Below are 19,501 nucleotides of genomic sequence, written 5' to 3' on the forward strand. Positions count from 1 at the left end.
TTATTATTAAAAAACCAGATAGAGATTATCTGGTTTTAGCAATTCTTAACGATTTATAATGGAGTGTATTCATTTATTTAATGTGCTTAAGCGTTGAATGACAGCTTCAGCTATTTCTTTACTCGACTGCGGGTTTTGCCCTGTAATGATTCTGTCGTCGGAGACAACATAAGATGTAAAGGGGAGAAATGCGCGTTGGTATTTCGCACCTCGTTCAATGAGCCCATCTTGCAAAGAAAAAGGTACTTGAGATTTTATACCTGAAAGTGTTTCTTCAATATTGGCAAACCCTGTGATGGTCTTACCTGCAATTAGTGGTTTGCCATTTTCATCTTGTAATGGCAATAAACCACCCACTCCGTGACAAACTGCCGAAACGACACCACCTTGGCGATAAATTTTTTCACTTATATTTTTTAGTGCTTTATTATCAGGGAAGTCCCACATAGTCCCATGTCCACCCGTATAATAAATGGCTTGATAATTGGAAGCATCAATCGCTGTAGGAGGTCGTGTGGTATTCAGTCGTTGCATAAATTTTGGATCTGCCAAATGGGCACGTGCAGATTGATCCAAATAAAAAGATTTCAGACTGCGTTCATCTAAAGGAACCTTACCACCTTGAGGACTGACAAAATCCATTTGATATCCAGCTGCCTGAGCGACATCATAAAAATGTGTCAATTCAGTGAGCCATAATCCAGTATGATCAGACCGTGAAGGGTATGCAGAATGATTGGTTAATACCACCAAGATTCTTGCACTTGATTTTAACCTTTGTGATTGAACAGACTCTGTTGCTTGAGCATAACTAACTGTTAATACAAGCATAAAAATAGTGACCAACCAACTTTTAAAACGCCAAGCGCTCAACATGAAAGGTTCCTCATTGATAACCTATAGAGGATTCTAAGCTTAAAGCTAAGTTTAAGGTCAAGCTTTTTATATTCTCTCTTATGTTTGATTAAAAGAGCAAGGTAATTCACTTGAAATCAACCGATGAACATTATTTACTTGTTTCAGAAAAATAAAGATTGAATAGGCGTTCAGCATTTTCTTCGCAACTGATATCTTCTGGTCTATTGTTGATAGAGTTGATCATCATTTGTAGGTTTTGCTTACTTAAAGTCAATTTTTGTTCAAGACTTTCAATTTCGAGGATTTTATCTTTGAGTGTTCCAATAAGTTGGTCATGATTCCAACCCATTAGATTTGAAGGAAGAAATGCCTTAATGTCCGCAAGTGAGAAACCAACTTGTTGTGCTTGCTGAATCAGTAAAAGCTGTTTGAGATCATTATCATTATATTCTCTATAACCATTTGATTTACGTTTAGCTTTAGGCAGTAATTTGATTTGCTCATAATAACGAATCGTTGGGGTAGTAAGCCCACTTCTTTTAGACAATTCACTAATATTCATTTGGTTTTTCCTTTAGTTACTACAAATCTGCATAATCTTGAGGCTTCTAAATGATTAAGCTTTAATCGTAGTTAGCTTAAGTCATATTTAAGATGTTCAAAACTTACCTGTAATTTCAGCATCTGATGGGTATTAAATTTAAATCACAGAACTGATCATAAGCTTAAAGTTGGGTTAAAGGTCAAGTTTTTATTGATATTAGTATGATTTTATTGACTGGTTTTATCGTATTTGTATTGACATTAAAGTTTACTTTAAGTTTATAGTCTAAATGATGGCTATGCCCAGTTGTTGCAAATTGGCTTTGCATATTTTGGATAAAATAAATTGATAATCAACAAATTTCAATATTGAGGTGAGAGAAATGAGCAAACGCATATTGCACGTTGTAACGAATATTGGACAGTACCAGAATATTCAGCGTCCAACTGGATTATGGCTTGGCGAATTAACCCATGCCTTTGATGAATTTGAAAAAATGAACTATGTGCAGGATATCGTAAGTCCTAAAGGTGGAAATTCTCCAATTGAACCCAAATCTTTAGAGTATTTTGTTGCGGATAACTCCGTGTTAGCGCGGAAAAATGATCCAAAATTCATGCAACTTTTAGAAAATACTTTAAAACCTATAGATGTTCAATGGCAAGATTACGATGCGATTTATTACACTGGTGGTCACGGAGTGATGTGGGACTTTTTGAATAATGCCACTTTACAAGAAATAACCAAGAATATGTATGAACATGGTGCGATTGTAGCCAGTGTTTGTCATGGTTATTGTGGTTTACTCAATATAAAACTATCAAATAATAAACGTTTAATTGATGGGAAAAAAATAACAGGATTTACTTGGACTGAGGAAATCCTTGCAGGTGTTGCTAAGAAAGTTCCATACAATGCTGAGAAATTAGCCAAAGAATATGGTGCAGATTTTACAAAAAAATTTATCCCTTTTATGCCTCATGTTGTTCGAGATGGCAACTTGATTACTGGAGAAAATCCTTTTTCTGCACGAGTAACTGCACTTAGTATGATTCAGGCATTAGAAGAGAAAGATAATCCAATACGAGGATGAAACTAATCATCTTCGAATGATTGCTTTAAGTAAAAGATAGTGAGTTATACAAGTATCTATTTGGGTAAAACATGACTCCAAAATATCAACGATCAATGTGTATTGAATAAAAGTAAAACGGCTATGGGGTGAATCAGCGCATGAAATTGATAAAGGGTGTTTTGGGAATCGTATTATTTTTATCTGCACCATGTATTTTAGCGCAGGACATTGCGGGTAAATGGAAAACAATTGATGATAAATCAGGTTTTTCTCGTGCCGATGTGCTGATTACGAAAAATGAAAATGGTACGTATAGTGGGAAGATATTAATTATTCGTCCTACACCGGGTAAACCGACTACTGGTGTCTGTACAGAATGTAAGGGTGATTTAAAAAATAAATCATTGGTTGGTTTGCAAATTATCAATAATTTTATTCCAAACCCCAAAAAAGAAGATGAATATATTCATGGTAAAGTCTTTGATCCACTTTCTGGTAATAGTTATAAAGGAAAAATTAAACTGATCAATGGAGGTAATCGTATTCATTTAAGAGGTTATATTGGAACTTCATTGATAGGGCGTAGCCAAATATGGATTCGTATTGAATAACGTGATTTAAAATCCCAGTAATTTTGTATTAGGTTGGAATAGGTTTGATATTAATTCGTAGCGATTAGACAGATTTTAACAACTTTATTATTTTTAGTTTTTATGTAAAAGCACAGTCAAAAATGAGCTTTTGACTGTGCTTATTGATCATCAGCTATGAATAAAGGCTAATAGATCTCGGTTAATGGTTTCAGCTTCAGTTGTCGGCATGCCGTGTGGGAAGCCTGGATAGGTAATCAAAGTACCATTTTTAACCAGTTTTGCAGACAATAAACCTGAAATTTCGTATGGAACGACTTGATCATCCTCACCATGCATGATGAGTACAGGAACATTAATTTTCTTTAAGTCTTCAGTAAAATCAGTTTGAGAGAAGGCAACAATACCGTCGTAATGTGCTTTTGCACCGCCCATCATGCCTTGGCGCCACCAATTTAAAACTACAGGTTCAGAGACTTTTGCTTCTGGACGGTTGTATCCATAGAATGGCCCAGCTGGAACATCATGATAAAATTGCGAACGGTTTTTAAACAATTGGTTTTGAAGATCATCAAATACTTCTTTAGGTAAACCATTCGGATTATTTTCAGTTTTGACCATGAGTGGAGGCACAGCACTGATCAGTACAGCTTTAGCCACAGGATCTTCAGGATGGCGAGCAATATAATGTGCAACTTCACCACCACCTATGGAATGTCCAACATGGACTGCGCCTTGCACACCAAGATGCTGAACAACTGCTGCGACATCATCTGCATAATGGTCCATATCGTGACCATCCCAGACTTGAGTTGAACGACCATGTCCACGACGGTCGTGTGCTACGACACGGAAGCCTTCTTTAAGGAAAAATAACAATTGTGCATCCCAGTCATCTGCACTGAGAGGCCAACCGTGATGGAAAAAAATGACAGGAGCATCTTTCGGCCCCCAATCTTTATAGAAAATTTGGACACCGTCATTTGTAGTAACAAAACTCATCTTAATATCTCCGCATTTTTATTGATAATGAATGTGAATCAGCTCAAATAAAGTGTATTTCTGATTCTGGTAAAAACTATAACATTCAAGCTAACTTTAAGGTCAATGTGTTTTATGGTTTTCTTGTTAAAAAAGAAGATAAGGGTATTAATTTTTAATTTATATTATTGTTATATATGAATTTATATTTTTATAACTTGTCTTGAGTTTTTATGAAACTAGCTAGAGTCAAGTATTAAAAAGTAAATTAATTATTAAAAGTATTCAGTTTAATTGACGAGAATTTTTGTTAAGAAAACGCCAGTTAAATTTTAATCAACTTAAGTTCTAAATTTTATTAGATCATAATCATAAATTTAAAAAAATAATGTGGATTATTCATTTTTTATTTGTAAATTTTATATTTTTTTAATTTTCAGAGTACAGTTTTGCATCATCAAATATGGTTATAAAAAGTGAAGTATCATTAAGTATAACTTATTATTTCCCAAGCCCATTTTAATACTTTTCATTCAAGATAAAGCTTAAAAAACTTCAAGATTAGAATGAATATACATATTTTACGCCTTTGCTCAAAATATCTAAAACAAGATAAATGTCGTAAAAGGATAAGTGCGTGTCGTCAAATGTGAAGTGGGTCCTAAGCTGAGTATTGTAGTTTTAAGCTATTGCTTGAGAAGCACTGTAAAACAAGACATGGACTATAAAATGACATTGACGAAAGCTGTACGTTTCTATGAAACGGGAACACCCGAAGTAATGCGCTATGAAGATGTGGAAATAGGTGAACCAAGTGCTGGAGAAGTACGTTTACGCCATGTTGCAGTTGGTTTGAACTATGCAGATACATATTTCCGTAATGGTACATATCCGATTCCTTTACCAAACGGTATTGGTGTTGAAGCAGCAGGTATTGTAGAGGCAGTTGGAGAAGGTGTCACAGATTTTGTTATTGGTGATCGAGTAACATACACCGGTTTTTTAAATACTCTAGGTGCATATAGCGTAGAACGTTTAGTTCCTGCCAATGCTTTGATTAAGTTACCCGAAGGTATTTCCTGTGAAACTGCTGCAGCAATGACCATGCGTGGGCTAACAGCCTCTTATTTGATGCGTCGTATTTATAACTTTAAAGCGGGCGATACGATTTTATTACATGCCGCGGCAGGTGGAGTAGGTTTAATCGTTTCACAATGGGCGAAATTACTTGGTTTAACCGTGATTGGAACAACTTCTTCAGAAGAAAAAGCGGCAGTTGCACGAGCACATGGTTGTGATCATGTCATTAACTATAGTCATGAAAATGTAGCTGAACGTGTTCGCGAGATTACCAACGGTGTTGGTGTCAATGTGGTATTTGACAGTGTAGGTAAAGATACCTTCATGTCGTCTTTAGACTCATTAAAACGCCGTGGTTTGTTGGTTTGTGTTGGAACAGCATCGGGGCCAATACCTGCTTTTGATCCAGTTTTATTGGCAATGAAGGGCTCACTTTATATAACTCGCCCAGCTTTAGCAGATTATATTGCAGATCCTGCTGAAAAAAGAGAATTGGCTAATGAGCTGTTTGATCATGTACGCAACGGCCGTATCAAAATTGAAATTAATCAACGTTATGAATTAAAGGATGCCGTACAGGCTCATCGTGATTTAGAAGCACGTAAAACCATAGGTTCATCAATTTTTGTGATTTAAGTTTGTTGTTGGAAAGGATTTCTTATGCAAATTGAACAGTTAACTTGCAATATAGGCGCAGAATTGCATGGTGTAAGTTTGGCAGATGCGATTCATGATGATGATTTATTCTCTGAAATTCGTACGCATTTATTAAAACATCGTGTTTTGTTTCTCAGAGATCAGAATTTAACACGTGCAGAACATGTTGCATTTGCAGAACGTTTTGGTCAGTTAGAAGATCATCCCGCAGTGGGAAGCCACCCAGATCATCCGGGTTTAGTACAGATATATAAAAGTCCAGACAGCCCAATAGACCGTTATGAGAATGCGTGGCATAGCGATGCAAGCTGGCGCAAGATTCCACCAATGGGGTGTGTGTTGCGTTGTGTTGAATGCCCGACAGTCGGTGGCGACACGATGTGGACCAATATGGTCATGGCATATAAAAATTTGCCTGAAGATATCAAAGCAAAAATTGCAGATTTACGTGCTTATCACAGTATAGAAGCAAGTTTTGGTGCGGTCATGCCTATTGAAAAACGTTTGGCATTAAAAGCGCAATATCCAGATGCAGAACATCCTGTAGTGCGTACTCATCCTGAGACAGGTGAGAAGATTTTATATGTCAATGCATTTACGACACATTTTAGTAATTACCATACCAAAGAAAGAGTACGCTTTGGGCAAGATGCAAACCCTGGTGCAGCTGATCTTTTGCGTTATTTGATTACCCAAGCTTCAATTCCTGAGTATCAAGTCCGTTGGCGTTGGAAACCAAACAGTATCGCGATTTGGGATAACCGAAGTACGCAACATTATGCAGTGATGGATTACCCGGCTTGTCATCGAAAAATGGAACGTGCTGGTATCATTGGTGATGCAACATACTGATTTAGAAAATATAAATTTTATTGAAACCAAATTGTTTAATTGAGATTTTAAAAATAGCATAGGAGATGCACATGCAATTCTTTGATGATTCTTTGCACCCAGAAAACATGGAAAAAGTGGTGATTACTGTTGCACCATATGGTCCTGAGTGGATGCCTGAAGATTTCCCAGAAGACATTCCTGTCACGATGGATGAGCAAATTCAAAAAGCAGTAGAGTGCTATGAAGCAGGTGCAACAGTTCTACATTTACATGTACGTGAGCTTGATGGTAAAGGCTCTAAGCGATTATCAAAATTCAATGAATTGATTGCTGGGGTACGTGAAGCTGTACCTGAAATGATTATTCAAGTGGGCGGTTCAATTTCATTTGCACCTGAAAGTGAAGGTGAAGCTGCGCTTTGGCTAAGTGATGATACACGTCATATGTTGGCTGAATTGACTCCAAAGCCTGACCAAGTGACTGTGGCTGTAAATACCACCCAAATGAATATCATGGAATTACTATATCCTGAATATTTGGAAGGGACTTCGTTATCACACCCTGCAATTCAAGAAGCTTATGCGGAAATGACCGTACCCGCTGGTCCAGCTTGGCTCACGGAGCATCTTAAGCGTTTATGCAAAAATGGCATTCAGCCCCATTTCCAATTAACAGGTATGCATGGTTTAGAAACCTTGGAACGTATGGTGCGTAAAGGCTTATATAAAGGGCCATTAAATATCACATGGATTGGTATTGGTGGCGGTTTTGATGGGCCGAATCCGTTTAACTTCTTCAACTTTATTCACCGTGTACCTGATGGTTGTACCTTAACCTCAGAATCATTGTTAAAAAATGTTTTACCGTTTAATACCATGTCTATGGCGATGGGATTCCATGCACGTGTTGGTAATGAAGATACCATTATCGACCATCAAGGAAAGCGTTTCTCATCGGTAGAGCAAATTAAACAGACTGTACGTATTGCTCACGAATTAGGTCGTGAAGTGGCTTCTGGTCAAGAGGCACGTGAGATTTATCGTATAGGCGTGCAATACGACAGTATTGAAGAAACTCTACTTGCCAATGGTATGTCACCAAATCGTCAAGCAGGTCAAAAAGGTGTGCCACGACTTAAATGATGTTCTTATTTGAAAAAAATTAAGGCGTTAAGTTAAGTGTGAAACTGGAATTGCGTTTCAGAATAGAAGCGTAATTCTAGGTGAATAAAAGAGAAATTATAATAAACACAAGGAGTTCGTATGGATGCGCATCAGTATACAAATCATGCGAGTAGTGTAGATACATCAGTCCATGTACCACGTCGTTATGCGTGGGTCATCTTTGCTTTAACATTTGGGTTGCTCATTTCAGATTACATGTCACGACAGGTCTTAAATGCGGTATTTCCATTAATTAAAAATGAATGGACATTGAGCGATAGCCAATTGGGTTTGCTGAGTGGCATTGTGGCGATTATGGTCGGAATATTGACTTTGCCTCTGTCATTATTGGCGGATCGTTTTGGACGTGTCAAAAGTTTGGCGATCATGGCTGTGTTGTGGAGTCTCGCAACTTTAGGCTGTGCACTGGCACAAAATTACCAAGAAATGTTTATTGCGCGGTTCATGGTTGGTGTTGGTGAAGCAGCATATGGAAGCGTGGGTATTGCTGTTGTCGTTGCAGTATTCCCAAGAGAAATGCGCGCAACCTTAGCTAGTGCATTTATGGCTGGTGGTGTGTTTGGTTCATTTTTAGGCATGGCCTTAGGCGGTGTCATGGCAGAACACTTTGGCTGGCGTTGGGCATTCGGTGGTATGGCACTGTTTGGACTGGTGCTAGCATTTTTGTATCCAATTGTTGTTAAAGAGAAAAAGATAGCTCCACATCGTGAAGTAACCAAAATTCAAAAAAAATCGGTTCAAGCGAAAAGCCCATTGAGAACGATTTATTCTAGTCATTCAGTTATTGCAACTTATATTGGTAGTGGTTTGCAGTTGTTTGTTGGTGGGACAATTATTGTTTGGATGCCGAGTTACCTCAATCGTTATTACGGAATGACAACGGATTCAGCAGGTGTTGTTGCAGCTGTTATTGTTTTATGTGGTGCGGTAGGAACGATTTTTTGTGGGATGCTTTGTGATCGTTTAGGGCGAGAACGTCCTGATCGTAAAGTTAGTTTAGCTATCGTTTACTGTTTAGTTAGTTGTGTATTGTTGGTCATCGCATTTGCAATGCCAGCAGGTAAAGCTCAATTGCTGATGATTTGTGTAGGAATGTTGGTTGCATTGGGAACCAATGGTCCATCAAGTGCTATGGTTGCTAATTTGACCCATAATTCTGTGCATGGTACAGCCTTTGCAACTTTGACATTAGCCAATAATTTTCTAGGTTTGGCTCTTGGTCCCTTGGTCATCGGGCGTGTTTCGGATGTGATTGGTTTACAACAAGCATTCCAATTTATGCCGCTGGTGAGTGTTGCAGCTGCTGCAGTATTTCTATATGCCAAATATCATTATCACCAAGATATGGCTAGATTGGATGGGCAAATTGCGGCTGAAGAAAAGTTATTGAATCAAGACCAAATGCAACAACAGTGTGTGGAAGATAAAATATGATTCGCCAATTGCGTATAGATGTATTTTTTGACTTTATTTGCCCTTGGTGTTTGATCGGAAAACGTCAGTTGCAAGCTGCAATTGATCAGCTACAAAGTAATGCTCCTGATATTGAGGTGAAATTGAATTGGCGAGGTGTGCAGTTATTACCACACCTTCCTTCAAATGGCGTTGCTTTCAAAGCTTTTTATCTTGAAAGATTAGGTGGTGAATCGGCAGTGCTTCAGCGACAGGCGCAGGTTCGTCAGGCTGGTCATGCAGTAGGCGTTGATATTGATTTTGAACGTATCTCTCGGATGCCAAATACGGCTAAAGCACATCGATTGTTTGAAAAAGTGTTGAAGGTTGGAACACCTGAGCAAGCTGAGATGCTATTGGAACGTTTATTTTCGGCATATTTTCATTATTCAGAAGATATTGGTGATACGTCAGTTTTACTCAACATTTCCAATTCTTTTGGTTTTGCCGAGTTTATTAAAAGTCATGATTTAGATGTATCTCAGCAACCCTTTATATCTGCGAATACAGGGGGGCAAGGCGTACCATATTTTGTGTTTAATGATCGTTTTGCCTTATCTGGTGCTCATTCAGCAGACACACTTTACAAGGTAATGCTGGAGACACTTGCACAACAACAAGGAGTACTGAAATGACCTTTCGCTTTCATGTGCCAAATGAAAAAGTACCTGTTGTTGGTTCAAGAGCCTTTCTAAAGGTTGGTGATCAATTTTTAGTACTTTTTAATGTCGATACTCAATTGTATGCCATAGATGATCGTTGCCCTCATCAAGGTGCTTCATTGTATACAGGGCGATTAGATGGAAAATTGATTCAGTGTTGTGCACATGGTTTACGTTTTGATTTGGAAAGCGGTTATATGCTTAATTCAACTCAATTTAAAGTAAATTCCTATCCTGTAGAAGTTGTTGAAGACGATGTTTTTATTATCATGAATTCAGCCGGAGAGCAGCATGACGAGTGCTAAATCAATGCATATTGGGCAACGAGTACGTGTGTTGTTACCCGGTTTCATCGTGAGTGCAGTGGTGGCTGCTGCTGCAACCTTTTTATCTGAACATTATAGCGCGCCGGTCATGTTATTTGCCTTGCTGTTAGGCATGGGACTTAATTTTTTAACGACGGAAAGCAAGTGTAAAGCAGGTATTGAATTTACCGCGCGTGAAGTATTACGTTTTGGTATTGCTTTATTGGGAATGCGGATCACCTTAGAGCAAATTACAGCATTGGGTTGGCAGCCGATAGCCTTGGTCATTTCATTGGTTGCAATCACGATTACTGTTTCTATAGCGGCGGCCAAAATACTGGGTTTTAATAAGTTATTTGGTATGTTGACTGGTGGTGCTACAGCAATTTGTGGTGCTTCAGCGGCTTTGGCCTTATCGGCTTCATTACCTAATCATCCTCAAAAAGAGAAGGCCACACTTTTTACTGTTATCGGTGTTTCAGCGCTGTCTACTTTAGCCATGATCGTATATCCGATGATCGTAAACTGGCTACATTTGTCACCTTTACAGGCTGGCGTTTTTTTAGGTGCGACGATTCACGATGTTGCACAGGTGGTAGGTGCAGGGTATAGCATGTCACCAGAAATTGGTGACACTGCCACAGTGGTTAAGTTGATGCGTGTTGCCATGCTTTTACCTGTCATTATTTGCGCAGCAATGATTACCCGAATGCAAGGAGGCGACTCAACGGGACCACGCCCACCATTATTACCTTGGTTTGCTGTTGGTTTTGTTATTTTAGCTTGTATTAACAGTACGGGTTGGGTACCTACCGTTGTGCAAAGTGGATTAAACGGATTATCGAGTTGGTGTTTAGTGATCGCAATCAGTGCATTAGGCATGAAAACACAGCTTAAAGAACTTGCAACTGTGGGCATTAAACCCATTCTGCTGATGGTTGGTGAAAGTGTTTTTCTTATATTATTGGTATTAACCTTGATGCATTGGTGGTTCTAATTGGTGGTTCCAACGTTTAACAAAACGCCAGTTAAGAACGGCTTCAATAGTCATATAGAGATTTCTAATCAATAGACGCTGGTATGCCAAATTTTAATCTGCAAAACTGCATGCACAGTAGATTGTTTAGAGTAAGTATCTATAAAAAATAATCTTTCATTATTTTTTATTTTTCAATCTGATATTGATCCATCTTTCATTCTGTTTGGTGTCTGCTGATATTTCATCGTGAAATATCAGCAGACACCTTATTCACAATCAACTATTCAAAAACTAAAACAAATAAATTCTGAAAATGATCAATTAAGCCAAACAAGCTAACAGTTGTTATTCAAAGTCTGATTCAGCAGTTAAGAATCACTTTCTTTATTGAGCATGTTTTTATTGACATTACGCCATGCAGTTGGCGCTATACCAAACTGACTGATAAACCAACGAGTAAATGAACTCGGCATAGAATATCCAAGAATATCTGAAACTTGTGCAAGCGAGTAGTTGATATTTTTTAAATACCGAAGCACCAAACTACGCCGTACATCGTTGATTAAATCGCTAAAACTGGTTTGAGACGCTTCCAAACGACGTTGTAATGTCCGTACATTCATACCATGTGTTTGCGCAACTTGATCAATCGTGGCACGGCCCATAGGAAGAAGCAGGTAAATACTTTTACGCACATCAAATATGAGTGAGGATTGATTGATATTTGGTAGGATGTCTAAGTAACGTTGCGCATGGTTTGCCATTGCAATATTTGCTTGCGGGTTGGTTGTATTGAGTTCAGTCGCCGTGCAAACAATTCCGTTAAATTCACTGCCAAACTCTAAAGAACATCCAAAAATGTTACGGTGCAGCGAAAGATCGTTTGGTGCATTGTGTGTAAAGTGAATACTTAAAGGACGCCATTTGTGAGGAAGCAGCGCAGCGCAGAAGCGATGCATAATCGCCAGTGCCAGTTCAGTTCCTTGGCGACTATATTGGGAATGCGGCGAAATGACTTCTTGACGGATAATGACCGTATTTCCAATCTCTTCAACAAAAATTTCAAGTGCGTTATTTAGTAAATTACGATAACGAACAATGGTCTGTATGGCGTCACGTAAAGTATGTTGATAACTCAGTAATAAGCTAATTTCACCAAAATCAGAGATTTCACGTTGTTGCGCCATGAGCAAGCCAAAAACTTCACATCCACTGACCTGTGAAGATTGTTCTAATAAATCAATGGCTTTATCTACAGGAATTCGTAGTTTTGAGTCTTTTAATAAATTTTGGCTGAGCCCAACTTTTGATAATAAATAATAAGGATTAATGCCTAGTTGCTGGCTCACAGTCACATAATTCTTGAGCACTGCCGCATGAGCAAGAGGAACCATTTTAAAACTCCTTCTATCAAAACCGATCTTCCTGATCAGTGATTCATCATCAAAAAAATAAGACTTTTAATGCCTTTACTTTAGCTTAAGTTTGCATGATTTGTTTATGTGTTTTGCAATTTTTTTTGAATTGGCAATGCTAGTGATTTTATTGGTCTCTGTTCTATATGATTTGTCATCAAATGAAAAGCATCTGTCACCTAATGTGCATTATTTGAAAGGTCTGTTCTATATTGTGTATGTAATTTATGCAATTCAGCAGTCTCATAACAAGTGTTCAGTCAAGGGATAGACATGGAAAAAATACGAACAAAAGCAACAGTTTTAATCATTCCTGGTTTACGGGATCATGTAGCCGATCATTGGCAAACCTTATTAGAAGAGCGATTGGTCAATGTGCGTTCTGTTCCACCATTGGAAACTGACAAACTTAATTGTGAAAAACGTGTCGCCGCAATCCAAGCGCAATTAGAAAAAATTCAAGGTCCCGTAATTTTAGTTGCGCATAGTGCAGGTGTATTGATGACTTTACATTGGGCGGCCAAATATCAACATGATATTCAAGGCGCATTATTGGTCACTCCACCTGACTTAAGCATGGAATGGCCAGCAAATTACCCAAGTGCCGATACCCTTCGTCAAGAAGGATGGGACCCATTACCCAATTCAAAATTACCTTTCCCAAGCATTGTTGCTGCAAGTAGCAATGACCACTTAGCCAGTTATGCAGCAGTTGAGGAAATGGCAAAACAATGGGGAAGTCAACTGGTCAATCTAGGCGCAGTAGGGCACATGAATCCCGCAGCAGGCTTTGGACTTTGGACCCGTGCTGAGCAATTTATTCAAAAGCTTGATTTGATTGATGAGCAGATTTTATTGGCTTAAAAAGTTAAAAAATCAATTTGAATATCCAACTCAACTTTGGTTTGAAAATGGCTTAGCTATTTTTAGGCTACCTGTTAGATCAGCAACTTATGCTGTCAATAAAACAATTAAAGAATAATTCAATTGCTAGGTAATCAAAAAGATAACTAGTGAAATCATTGCGATATGGAGATCGTATGGTCAATAAGTATATAGGTTTAAGCAAAGTCGAAAGTAATATTATTTTGATTCAAAAACTAGGCATGTTTATGGGATTACTATTGGTGATTTCAAAAACTTCAGCTGTGGGTTTTGATATTAATGATGATTGGAAATTTGAGACTAATTCAACGATCAGTTTAGGTCAAAGTTGGAGTACTCAAGATCCATCTACCGCACTACTTTATCGTCCCGATGCTTATAGTATTGGTAAAAACGGTGCAAGTGTCGATATTAATGGAGATGATGGGCGAGCAAATTTTAGTCAAGGTGATGCAATTTCGCAAATTATCAAAGGCTATACTGAATTGAAGTTGAATGGGAAACAACAAGGTGCGGTATTGAGTGGCAAATATTGGTATGACCATGCTTATGAGACAGGACATGGTGATTTAAAAGCATTTGATGATTCAGCATGGCCCAAACTTGCAAAATTCAAAGGGATAGACCTTTGGGATGCCTATATTTGGAAGAATTCTACTTTTGATAATGGGCAATCTTTCAATTTTAAATTGGGTAAACATACCTTTAATTGGGGGAAATCACAGTTTTTTCAAAATGGTTTGAATTCTATTAATGCTTTTGATCTTGCCGCGATGAATAGACCGGGTGGAGATCCTAGAGAAAAAATCATTCCTGTAGAAATGTTTTCTTTTTCCGCAGGGTTGACTAAAAACCTGAAATTTGAAGGGTTTTATCAGTTCAAATTTAGACCTTCAGTTTATGATGGTTGTGGAACTTTTTTTGCAGCGACTGATTTTGTTCCAGAAAATTGTGGCCCGATTTTAATTACTTTGGCACCAGGGGATAAATTGTCTGAAACAGCATTAAGGGAACAAACTTATATTCCACGTACTGCAAGTCATATGGCAAAAGATAGTGGTCAATATGGGGTGTCTTTAAAGCAGACTTTGCCTAGTTTAAATAATGCTGAACTGGGTGTGTATTTTGCAAATTATCATAGTCGTAATCCAAATTTTGATGCATATAGTGTTACTGCACCAGGCATCCAAAATTTTAAAACAGCGCATTTTTATTCTGTTTATCCTGAAAATATTAAAATGTATGGTTTGAGTTTGACTGGTAAAGTCAACAATACCACTGTTTTTAGTGAGTTAACTTATAAGCCAAATCATCCTTTACAATTTAATGGTACAGACACTGTTTATGCTCAAGTACTTGATAAGAACACACCACTAACACCACCTGGTACATCTTTTGAGACTGGAGAATACATCAATGCATATAAAAAATTGCCTGTAACTCAATTTTCGATTGGTGCGAGTAGTAGTATTCCCAATATTTTAGGAGCAAGTAGTTTAAATTGGTCGGCTGAAGCTGCTGTAAATCATATTGCTGACATAGGCGATTATCGTTTTGGTCGAGTAGGGCCTTTCGGTCGTAGTGAGCTTTCGAGCGGTGCATATAATGCTGAAACTGGAGAGTTTAAATGTACGCCATACGGTACGGCGCATCTTTCAAATGATGAAATTGATCGATTGAACGAACGGTTTTGTAATGATGAAGGCTTTTTTAGTGAATGGTCTTTCGGTTATAGAATGCGGGGTGCATTGAATTATCAAGATATTTTACCTGCAACAGTGATTACACCGAGCCTAACGTTCCGCCATGATGTTTATGGTTACAGTCAAAATTTTCAAGAAGGGCAAATGAGTATTGGTGCTGCATTATCAGCAACTTATCAGAAAAAATATACAACGGAACTGGCATATTATAGCTTTTTTGGTTCAAATGATTTTAGTGTGTTAGATGATCGAGATTTTGCATCATTATCATTTAGAGCAAATTTTTAAAACATTTTTTTCTACAAAAAGACTTTGATTTGTCGATACATAACAGATCAAAGTCTTTTCATCTTACCGCCAAGAATTTTGAATTCAACAGGAAAAGTTGAATCACATTCAAATCAACCGCTATCAAATGACTATTCTATAGATTCGTTTTTGATCATTTTAATGAGCGAGTAACAACAAATTTTCAGTGTAATCATGTTATTTTCATGATGAATGGTCTTGCTGAAATGAATAAAAATGTCCTAAATAGGGTAAACAAAAAACTCATTTTAAATGTCGTAGTGATTATTCGTGGTACTGAATTTATCAATTAGAATTTTAAATCACCAAGGTTCTCAGAATGATCAATATTGTTTTTAAATATAGCTGATCGAATCGCACATTGCCTTTGCTCTATTTGTGATAAACAAGGAGGATTTTCTTGAATTTTTTACTTCATCCACAAGCGCAACCTATTATCGATACATTTTTAGCCAATGGTGGGAAATCATTTGAAAAAATAGGCGAAATTACAGCACTGCGAGCAATCTATGAGAAGAATTGTAGTTTGGCGATCATGCAAGATTTAGAGCATATTCAGTCGTTTGATATTGCAGACTATTTTGAAAATGAACCGATTAAACTCCGTATTTACGATCAGCAAATTGATTGCGAGCAGGTAAGACCTACAGTACTGTTTATTCATGGTGGTGGTTGGGTTATGGGAAACCTCAACAGTCATGATTCTATTTGTCGTAAACTTGCAGAGGTCACTGCACTACGTGTGATTGCTGTAGATTATCGTTTGGCACCTGAAGTGAAATTTCCAGTACCATTTGAAGATTGTCAACGAGCACTTCAGTATATTATTGATCATCAAAAAGAATTATCTGTAGATCCAACGCGTATGGTTATTATGGGGGATAGTGCTGGAGGAAATTTAGCAGGGCATTTAGGACAGAATTTCTTTCAACGTTATGGTTATGCACTAAAAGCGCAAGTTCTCTTGTATCCAGTGATTGCTTATCTTCCTGAGTCCGAAAGTTATCAGATCTATCAAACAGGTTTTCCTTTAGTTGCAAGTACGATGCATTGGTTTTTTGAGCAATTGTTTAGTTCAGGCCAACAACTTGCTCAAGTTTCATTACTTGAACAACCTTTTATTGCCAATAACGGTGATATTTTTTTACTCACCTTAGAGCATGATCCTTTACGGGATGAAGCATTGTTGTATTTAAATAAAGCTGTTAAAAATAGTTTAAATGTTGAATATCATCATTTAAAAGGCTTGATGCATGGTATTTTTACACTTGCGGGCAAGTTACCAGTGGCTGAACAATATTTAGAGTTAGTTGGTCAATATATTACGAAACGAATTTGAATTGTTAATGTGTTTTCTAGATGAAGAATACAAGTGTATTCAAACTATACCTATCATGGAATGATTAAGCTCAGAATTTAAACTTTAAAAACCTTCGATAGATTAGGTTTTATCATACATTGATTTGAATTCTATATTTCATTGTTTACTTCGAAGATATTTGATTTAAGTAACCTAGATCGTTAGTTTGTTCTATAGATTACATCAATTAAAACAAGTCCAATATTGTCCTATATATGCAAAGCTGTTTATCGTGTAAAGTATTTATCCACACGACTTAAAAAACTAAAATAAAACCATGTTAACTCCAATGAAGGAGGAGAAATTAAATGAAGAATATTGTTGGTATATATCGTAATCCACATAGTCATTGGGTTGGTGATGGATTCCCTGTAAGAGGTTTGTTCTCTTATGATCGTTTTGATCAAGCAACCAGTCCTTTTTTATTACTGGATTATGCAGCACCATACCATTTTGAACCCACTACAGCACAACTGGGTGTAGGTTCACATCCGCATCGTGGCTTCGAAACTGTGACAATCGCTTATAAAGGTGAGGTTGAACACAAAGATTCGAGTGGTGGTGGTGGGACGATCAAAACAGGTGATGTACAGTGGATGACAGCAGGCGCTGGTTTAGTACATGAAGAGTTTCATTCTCAAAAGTTTGCCCAAACAGGTGGATTATTTGAAATGGTACAACTTTGGGTTAATTTACCTGCGAAAGATAAAATGACGCCACCTAAGTACCAAGCCATTGAAGCTAAAGACATTCCCATGCTTGAATTAGAAAATGGCGCTGGTCATATCCGTGTGATTGCTGGTCAATATCTTGATCTAACAGGCCCTGCATTTACATTTAGTCCTGTTAATGTTTGGGATGGAGAGCTGAAAGCAAACCACAAAAAAGTGTTCAGTGTTCCTGCTGATCATAATACGATGGTGATTATGCTTTCTGGAAAAGCGGTATTGAATGGTATGCAACAAGTCACTGATAATTCGATGATCTTGTTAGAACGAGATGGTCAGACTGATTTTGAATTTGAAGCTTTAGAAGATGCACGCTTCCTCATTCTTTCAGGACAACCATTGAATGAAACAATCGAAGGTTATGGACCATTTGTGATGAATAGCCGTGAAGAAATTGAACAAGCAATTAATGATTTTAATAGTGGCAAATTTGGAGAAATCCCTGTGTCATAAGCTTGCTTTTGCAGTGTTGTGATTTACGAATCTGAATACCCTCATCAAATTTGATGGGGGTATTTGTTTTAAACAAAACAATCAGTATGAGTACTATAAAGAAAACCTCACATCAGCGAGGTTTTCTTTTATTTATAACGATTTTCAGTAGACCAATAAAAATGATTACACTAAAAAGCGAACTAAAGCTTGATTAAAATCTTGAGGTTTTTCTATATTGGAAATATGCGAAGCATCGATTTCTACAAGTTGAGCATTCGCAATTCGATCACGCATATATTGTCCATCCATCACCGTAGTTACAGGGTCTTTTTGCCCTGCAATAATCAATACTGGTACAGCAATTTGACTCAATTGATCTCGTAAGTCCGCTTTAGCCAAAGCCTCACAACAATTTGCATAACCCTCTGCGCTGCTAGCTGCTAAGTCGTTACTTAAGGATGATACAATCGTTGCTTGGCTTTGAATAAAGGGTTCGGTAAACCAGCGTAGTGCTGCTGTTTCTGCGATTGGTTTTAAGCCTTGCTCTCGGACTAATTTAGCACGATCTAGCCAAGTTTGCTCTTGACCAATTTTTGCCGCAGTGTTGCATACTACAACATGATTAAAACGTTCAGGTCGATAAATCGCTAGCCATTGTCCAGTGAGCCCTCCCATGGAAATTCCGCAGAAATCAGCTTTTTGAATTTTCAAATGGTCGAGTAAATTTACGACATCTTGGCCCAACTGGTCAATGCTATATGGTCCTTGTGGGGTAGAAGATAGCCCATGACCACGCGTGTCATAACAAATCACAAAATGATCTTTTTGAAAATGATCGATTTGGTTTTGCCACATACTTAACTTTGTGCCCAGTGAGTTTGAAAAGACAAGGGCAGGTTTTGAACTGTCACCAAAAGTTTGAAAATGAATCGTGACATCACTTGAGCTAAAGTTTGGCATTTTATTGTCCTTGCAATTTTCTTCACGTATAAAAAATCATCATAGAGTCTGACTTACATCTTCCAAAAAGGACGGTGTTGACGATTCAAAAGATGCAATCATTGTCTATATCTCATTCGGCAGTTAAATAGCCTAAGCAATATGAAGAATTTAAACCCGTTGAATAATCAAAGCAATGCCTTGACCCACCCCAATACACATCGAACATAGTGCATAGGTTCCACCCGTTTGTTCCAACTGATTCAAAGCCGTGGTCACCAAACGCGCACCCGATGCACCCAACGGATGACCAATCGCAATTGCACCACCATTTGGATTCACTTGCGTTGTATCATCTGCTAAGCCTAAATCACGAGTCACTGCCAAAGCTTGAGCGGCAAACGCTTCATTCAACTCAATCACATCCATCTGCTCAATACTGAGATTGGCTTGTTTGAGTAACTTTTTAATCGCAGGCGCAGGCGCAAAACCCATAATACGTGGTTCAACACCTACCGCTGTAGAT

18 protein-coding genes and 1 pseudogene are annotated in these 19,501 nt (G+C 37.8%); 13 read left to right on the top strand and 6 right to left on the bottom strand.

Translation table 11 applies throughout. The features are described 5' to 3' along the window. Positions 1-69: 69 nt before the first annotated feature. Positions 70-876, bottom strand: a complete 807-nt coding sequence (locus D7V20_RS16120) for a type 1 glutamine amidotransferase domain-containing protein (protein WP_120385110.1) — start codon at positions 874-876, stop codon at positions 70-72. Positions 877-1,006: 130 nt separating this feature from the next. Then, a complete protein-coding gene (locus tag D7V20_RS16125) occupies positions 1,007-1,420 on the bottom strand; it encodes a MerR family transcriptional regulator (protein WP_120385111.1) in 414 nt (137 codons plus the stop codon). A 364-nt stretch (positions 1,421-1,784) separates the two neighbouring features. On the opposite strand from D7V20_RS16125, the gene D7V20_RS16130 reads away from it, so the two are divergent. Both D7V20_RS16130 and D7V20_RS16135 read left to right on the top strand, forming a co-directional pair. Further along, a complete protein-coding gene (locus D7V20_RS16130) occupies positions 1,785-2,495 on the top strand; it encodes a type 1 glutamine amidotransferase domain-containing protein (protein ID WP_120385112.1) in 711 nt (236 codons plus the stop codon). A 140-nt stretch (positions 2,496-2,635) separates the two neighbouring features. Next, entirely contained in the window at positions 2,636-3,088 is a 453-nt protein-coding gene (locus D7V20_RS16135) for a DUF2147 domain-containing protein (protein WP_120385113.1), read from the top strand. A gap of 150 nt (positions 3,089-3,238) precedes the next feature. On the opposite strand, the gene D7V20_RS16140 is transcribed toward D7V20_RS16135, so the two are convergent. After that, positions 3,239-4,069 carry an alpha/beta fold hydrolase gene (locus D7V20_RS16140; RefSeq protein ID WP_120385114.1) on the bottom strand — a complete coding sequence of 277 codons (831 nt, stop codon included), beginning with the start codon at positions 4,067-4,069 and terminating at the stop codon, positions 3,239-3,241. Positions 4,070-4,777: 708 nt separating this feature from the next. Between D7V20_RS16140 and D7V20_RS16145 the strand changes: the two genes are divergently transcribed. From D7V20_RS16145 to D7V20_RS16175, 7 genes are all read left to right on the top strand, one after another. Further along, positions 4,778-5,764, top strand: a complete 987-nt coding sequence (locus D7V20_RS16145; RefSeq protein ID WP_120385115.1) for a quinone oxidoreductase family protein — start codon at positions 4,778-4,780, stop codon at positions 5,762-5,764. A gap of 24 nt (positions 5,765-5,788) precedes the next feature. Beyond that, positions 5,789-6,637, top strand: a complete 849-nt coding sequence (locus tag D7V20_RS16150; protein WP_120385116.1) for a TauD/TfdA dioxygenase family protein — start codon at positions 5,789-5,791, stop codon at positions 6,635-6,637. Between the two features lie 71 nt (positions 6,638-6,708). Continuing rightward, positions 6,709-7,761, top strand: coding sequence for a BKACE family enzyme (locus D7V20_RS16155; protein WP_120385117.1), 1,053 nt, complete (start codon positions 6,709-6,711; stop codon positions 7,759-7,761). Positions 7,762-7,881: 120 nt separating this feature from the next. Beyond that, complete coding sequence (locus D7V20_RS16160; RefSeq protein WP_120385118.1) at positions 7,882-9,237, top strand: MFS transporter; 1,356 nt, start codon at positions 7,882-7,884, stop codon at positions 9,235-9,237. Further along, positions 9,234-9,890: a DsbA family oxidoreductase gene (locus tag D7V20_RS16165; protein WP_120385119.1), complete on the top strand. Its 657-nt coding sequence runs from the start codon at positions 9,234-9,236 to the stop codon at positions 9,888-9,890. The genes D7V20_RS16160 and D7V20_RS16165 overlap by 4 nt, the downstream gene beginning before the upstream one ends. Further along, complete coding sequence (locus D7V20_RS16170) at positions 9,887-10,222, top strand: Rieske (2Fe-2S) protein (RefSeq protein WP_120385120.1); 336 nt, start codon at positions 9,887-9,889, stop codon at positions 10,220-10,222. The genes D7V20_RS16165 and D7V20_RS16170 overlap by 4 nt, the downstream gene beginning before the upstream one ends. Next, entirely contained in the window at positions 10,209-11,219 is a 1,011-nt protein-coding gene (locus tag D7V20_RS16175; protein ID WP_120385121.1) for a YeiH family protein, read from the top strand. The genes D7V20_RS16170 and D7V20_RS16175 overlap by 14 nt, the downstream gene beginning before the upstream one ends. 350 nt (positions 11,220-11,569) lie before the next feature. Here the strand turns inward: D7V20_RS16175 and D7V20_RS16180 are convergent, their stop codons facing one another. After that, positions 11,570-12,595, bottom strand: coding sequence for an AraC family transcriptional regulator (locus tag D7V20_RS16180; RefSeq protein ID WP_120385122.1), 1,026 nt, complete (start codon positions 12,593-12,595; stop codon positions 11,570-11,572). Positions 12,596-12,889: 294 nt separating this feature from the next. On the opposite strand from D7V20_RS16180, the gene D7V20_RS16190 reads away from it, so the two are divergent. The 4 genes from D7V20_RS16190 to D7V20_RS16205 all read left to right on the top strand — a co-directional run bounded on the left by D7V20_RS16190 (position 12,890) and on the right by D7V20_RS16205 (position 18,054). Next, a complete protein-coding gene (locus D7V20_RS16190; RefSeq protein WP_120385124.1) occupies positions 12,890-13,480 on the top strand; it encodes an RBBP9/YdeN family alpha/beta hydrolase in 591 nt (196 codons plus the stop codon). Positions 13,481-13,656: 176 nt separating this feature from the next. Next, complete coding sequence (locus tag D7V20_RS16195) at positions 13,657-15,492, top strand: DUF1302 domain-containing protein (protein ID WP_120385125.1); 1,836 nt, start codon at positions 13,657-13,659, stop codon at positions 15,490-15,492. Between the two features lie 421 nt (positions 15,493-15,913). Continuing rightward, on the top strand, positions 15,914-16,852 hold the full coding sequence (locus D7V20_RS16200) for an alpha/beta hydrolase (protein WP_120385126.1): 939 nt from the start codon (positions 15,914-15,916) through the stop codon (positions 16,850-16,852). Positions 16,853-17,181: 329 nt separating this feature from the next. Further along, a complete protein-coding gene (locus D7V20_RS16205; protein ID WP_120385127.1) occupies positions 17,182-18,054 on the top strand; it encodes a pirin family protein in 873 nt (290 codons plus the stop codon). Positions 18,055-18,219: 165 nt separating this feature from the next. Here the strand turns inward: D7V20_RS16205 and pcaD are convergent, their stop codons facing one another. Beyond that, a complete protein-coding gene (gene pcaD / locus D7V20_RS16210) occupies positions 18,220-18,996 on the bottom strand; it encodes a 3-oxoadipate enol-lactonase (protein ID WP_120385128.1) in 777 nt (258 codons plus the stop codon). A gap of 150 nt (positions 18,997-19,146) precedes the next feature. Next, positions 19,147-19,501: pseudogene (locus tag D7V20_RS16215) on the bottom strand (acetyl-CoA C-acyltransferase); the annotation flags it as partial.

Origin of the sequence: Acinetobacter rongchengensis (assembly GCF_003611475.1) — a bacterium.
GTDB classification, from domain to species: domain Bacteria; phylum Pseudomonadota; class Gammaproteobacteria; order Pseudomonadales; family Moraxellaceae; genus Acinetobacter; species Acinetobacter rongchengensis.

Bases quoted from the DNA above. Each gene is read 5' to 3' on its own strand.
- D7V20_RS16140 (WP_120385114.1), bottom strand. From the start codon at position 4,069: ATGAGTTTTGTTACTACAAATGACGGTGTCCAAATTTTCTATAAAGAT.
- D7V20_RS16150 (WP_120385116.1), top strand. From the start codon at position 5,789: ATGCAAATTGAACAGTTAACTTGCAATATAGGCGCAGAATTGCATGGT.
- pcaD (WP_120385128.1), bottom strand. From the start codon at position 18,996: ATGCCAAACTTTAGCTCAAGTGATGTCACGATTCATTTTCAAACTTTT.
- D7V20_RS16135 (WP_120385113.1), top strand. From the start codon at position 2,636: ATGAAATTGATAAAGGGTGTTTTGGGAATCGTATTATTTTTATCTGCA.
- D7V20_RS16175 (WP_120385121.1), top strand. From the start codon at position 10,209: ATGACGAGTGCTAAATCAATGCATATTGGGCAACGAGTACGTGTGTTG.
- D7V20_RS16130 (WP_120385112.1), top strand. From the start codon at position 1,785: ATGAGCAAACGCATATTGCACGTTGTAACGAATATTGGACAGTACCAG.
- D7V20_RS16180 (WP_120385122.1), bottom strand. From the start codon at position 12,595: ATGGTTCCTCTTGCTCATGCGGCAGTGCTCAAGAATTATGTGACTGTG.
- D7V20_RS16145 (WP_120385115.1), top strand. From the start codon at position 4,778: ATGACATTGACGAAAGCTGTACGTTTCTATGAAACGGGAACACCCGAA.
- D7V20_RS16120 (WP_120385110.1), bottom strand. From the start codon at position 876: ATGTTGAGCGCTTGGCGTTTTAAAAGTTGGTTGGTCACTATTTTTATG.
- D7V20_RS16205 (WP_120385127.1), top strand. From the start codon at position 17,182: ATGAAGAATATTGTTGGTATATATCGTAATCCACATAGTCATTGGGTT.
- D7V20_RS16125 (WP_120385111.1), bottom strand. From the start codon at position 1,420: ATGAATATTAGTGAATTGTCTAAAAGAAGTGGGCTTACTACCCCAACG.
- D7V20_RS16165 (WP_120385119.1), top strand. From the start codon at position 9,234: ATGATTCGCCAATTGCGTATAGATGTATTTTTTGACTTTATTTGCCCT.
- D7V20_RS16155 (WP_120385117.1), top strand. From the start codon at position 6,709: ATGCAATTCTTTGATGATTCTTTGCACCCAGAAAACATGGAAAAAGTG.
- D7V20_RS16195 (WP_120385125.1), top strand. From the start codon at position 13,657: ATGGTCAATAAGTATATAGGTTTAAGCAAAGTCGAAAGTAATATTATT.
- D7V20_RS16170 (WP_120385120.1), top strand. From the start codon at position 9,887: ATGACCTTTCGCTTTCATGTGCCAAATGAAAAAGTACCTGTTGTTGGT.
- D7V20_RS16190 (WP_120385124.1), top strand. From the start codon at position 12,890: ATGGAAAAAATACGAACAAAAGCAACAGTTTTAATCATTCCTGGTTTA.
- D7V20_RS16160 (WP_120385118.1), top strand. From the start codon at position 7,882: ATGGATGCGCATCAGTATACAAATCATGCGAGTAGTGTAGATACATCA.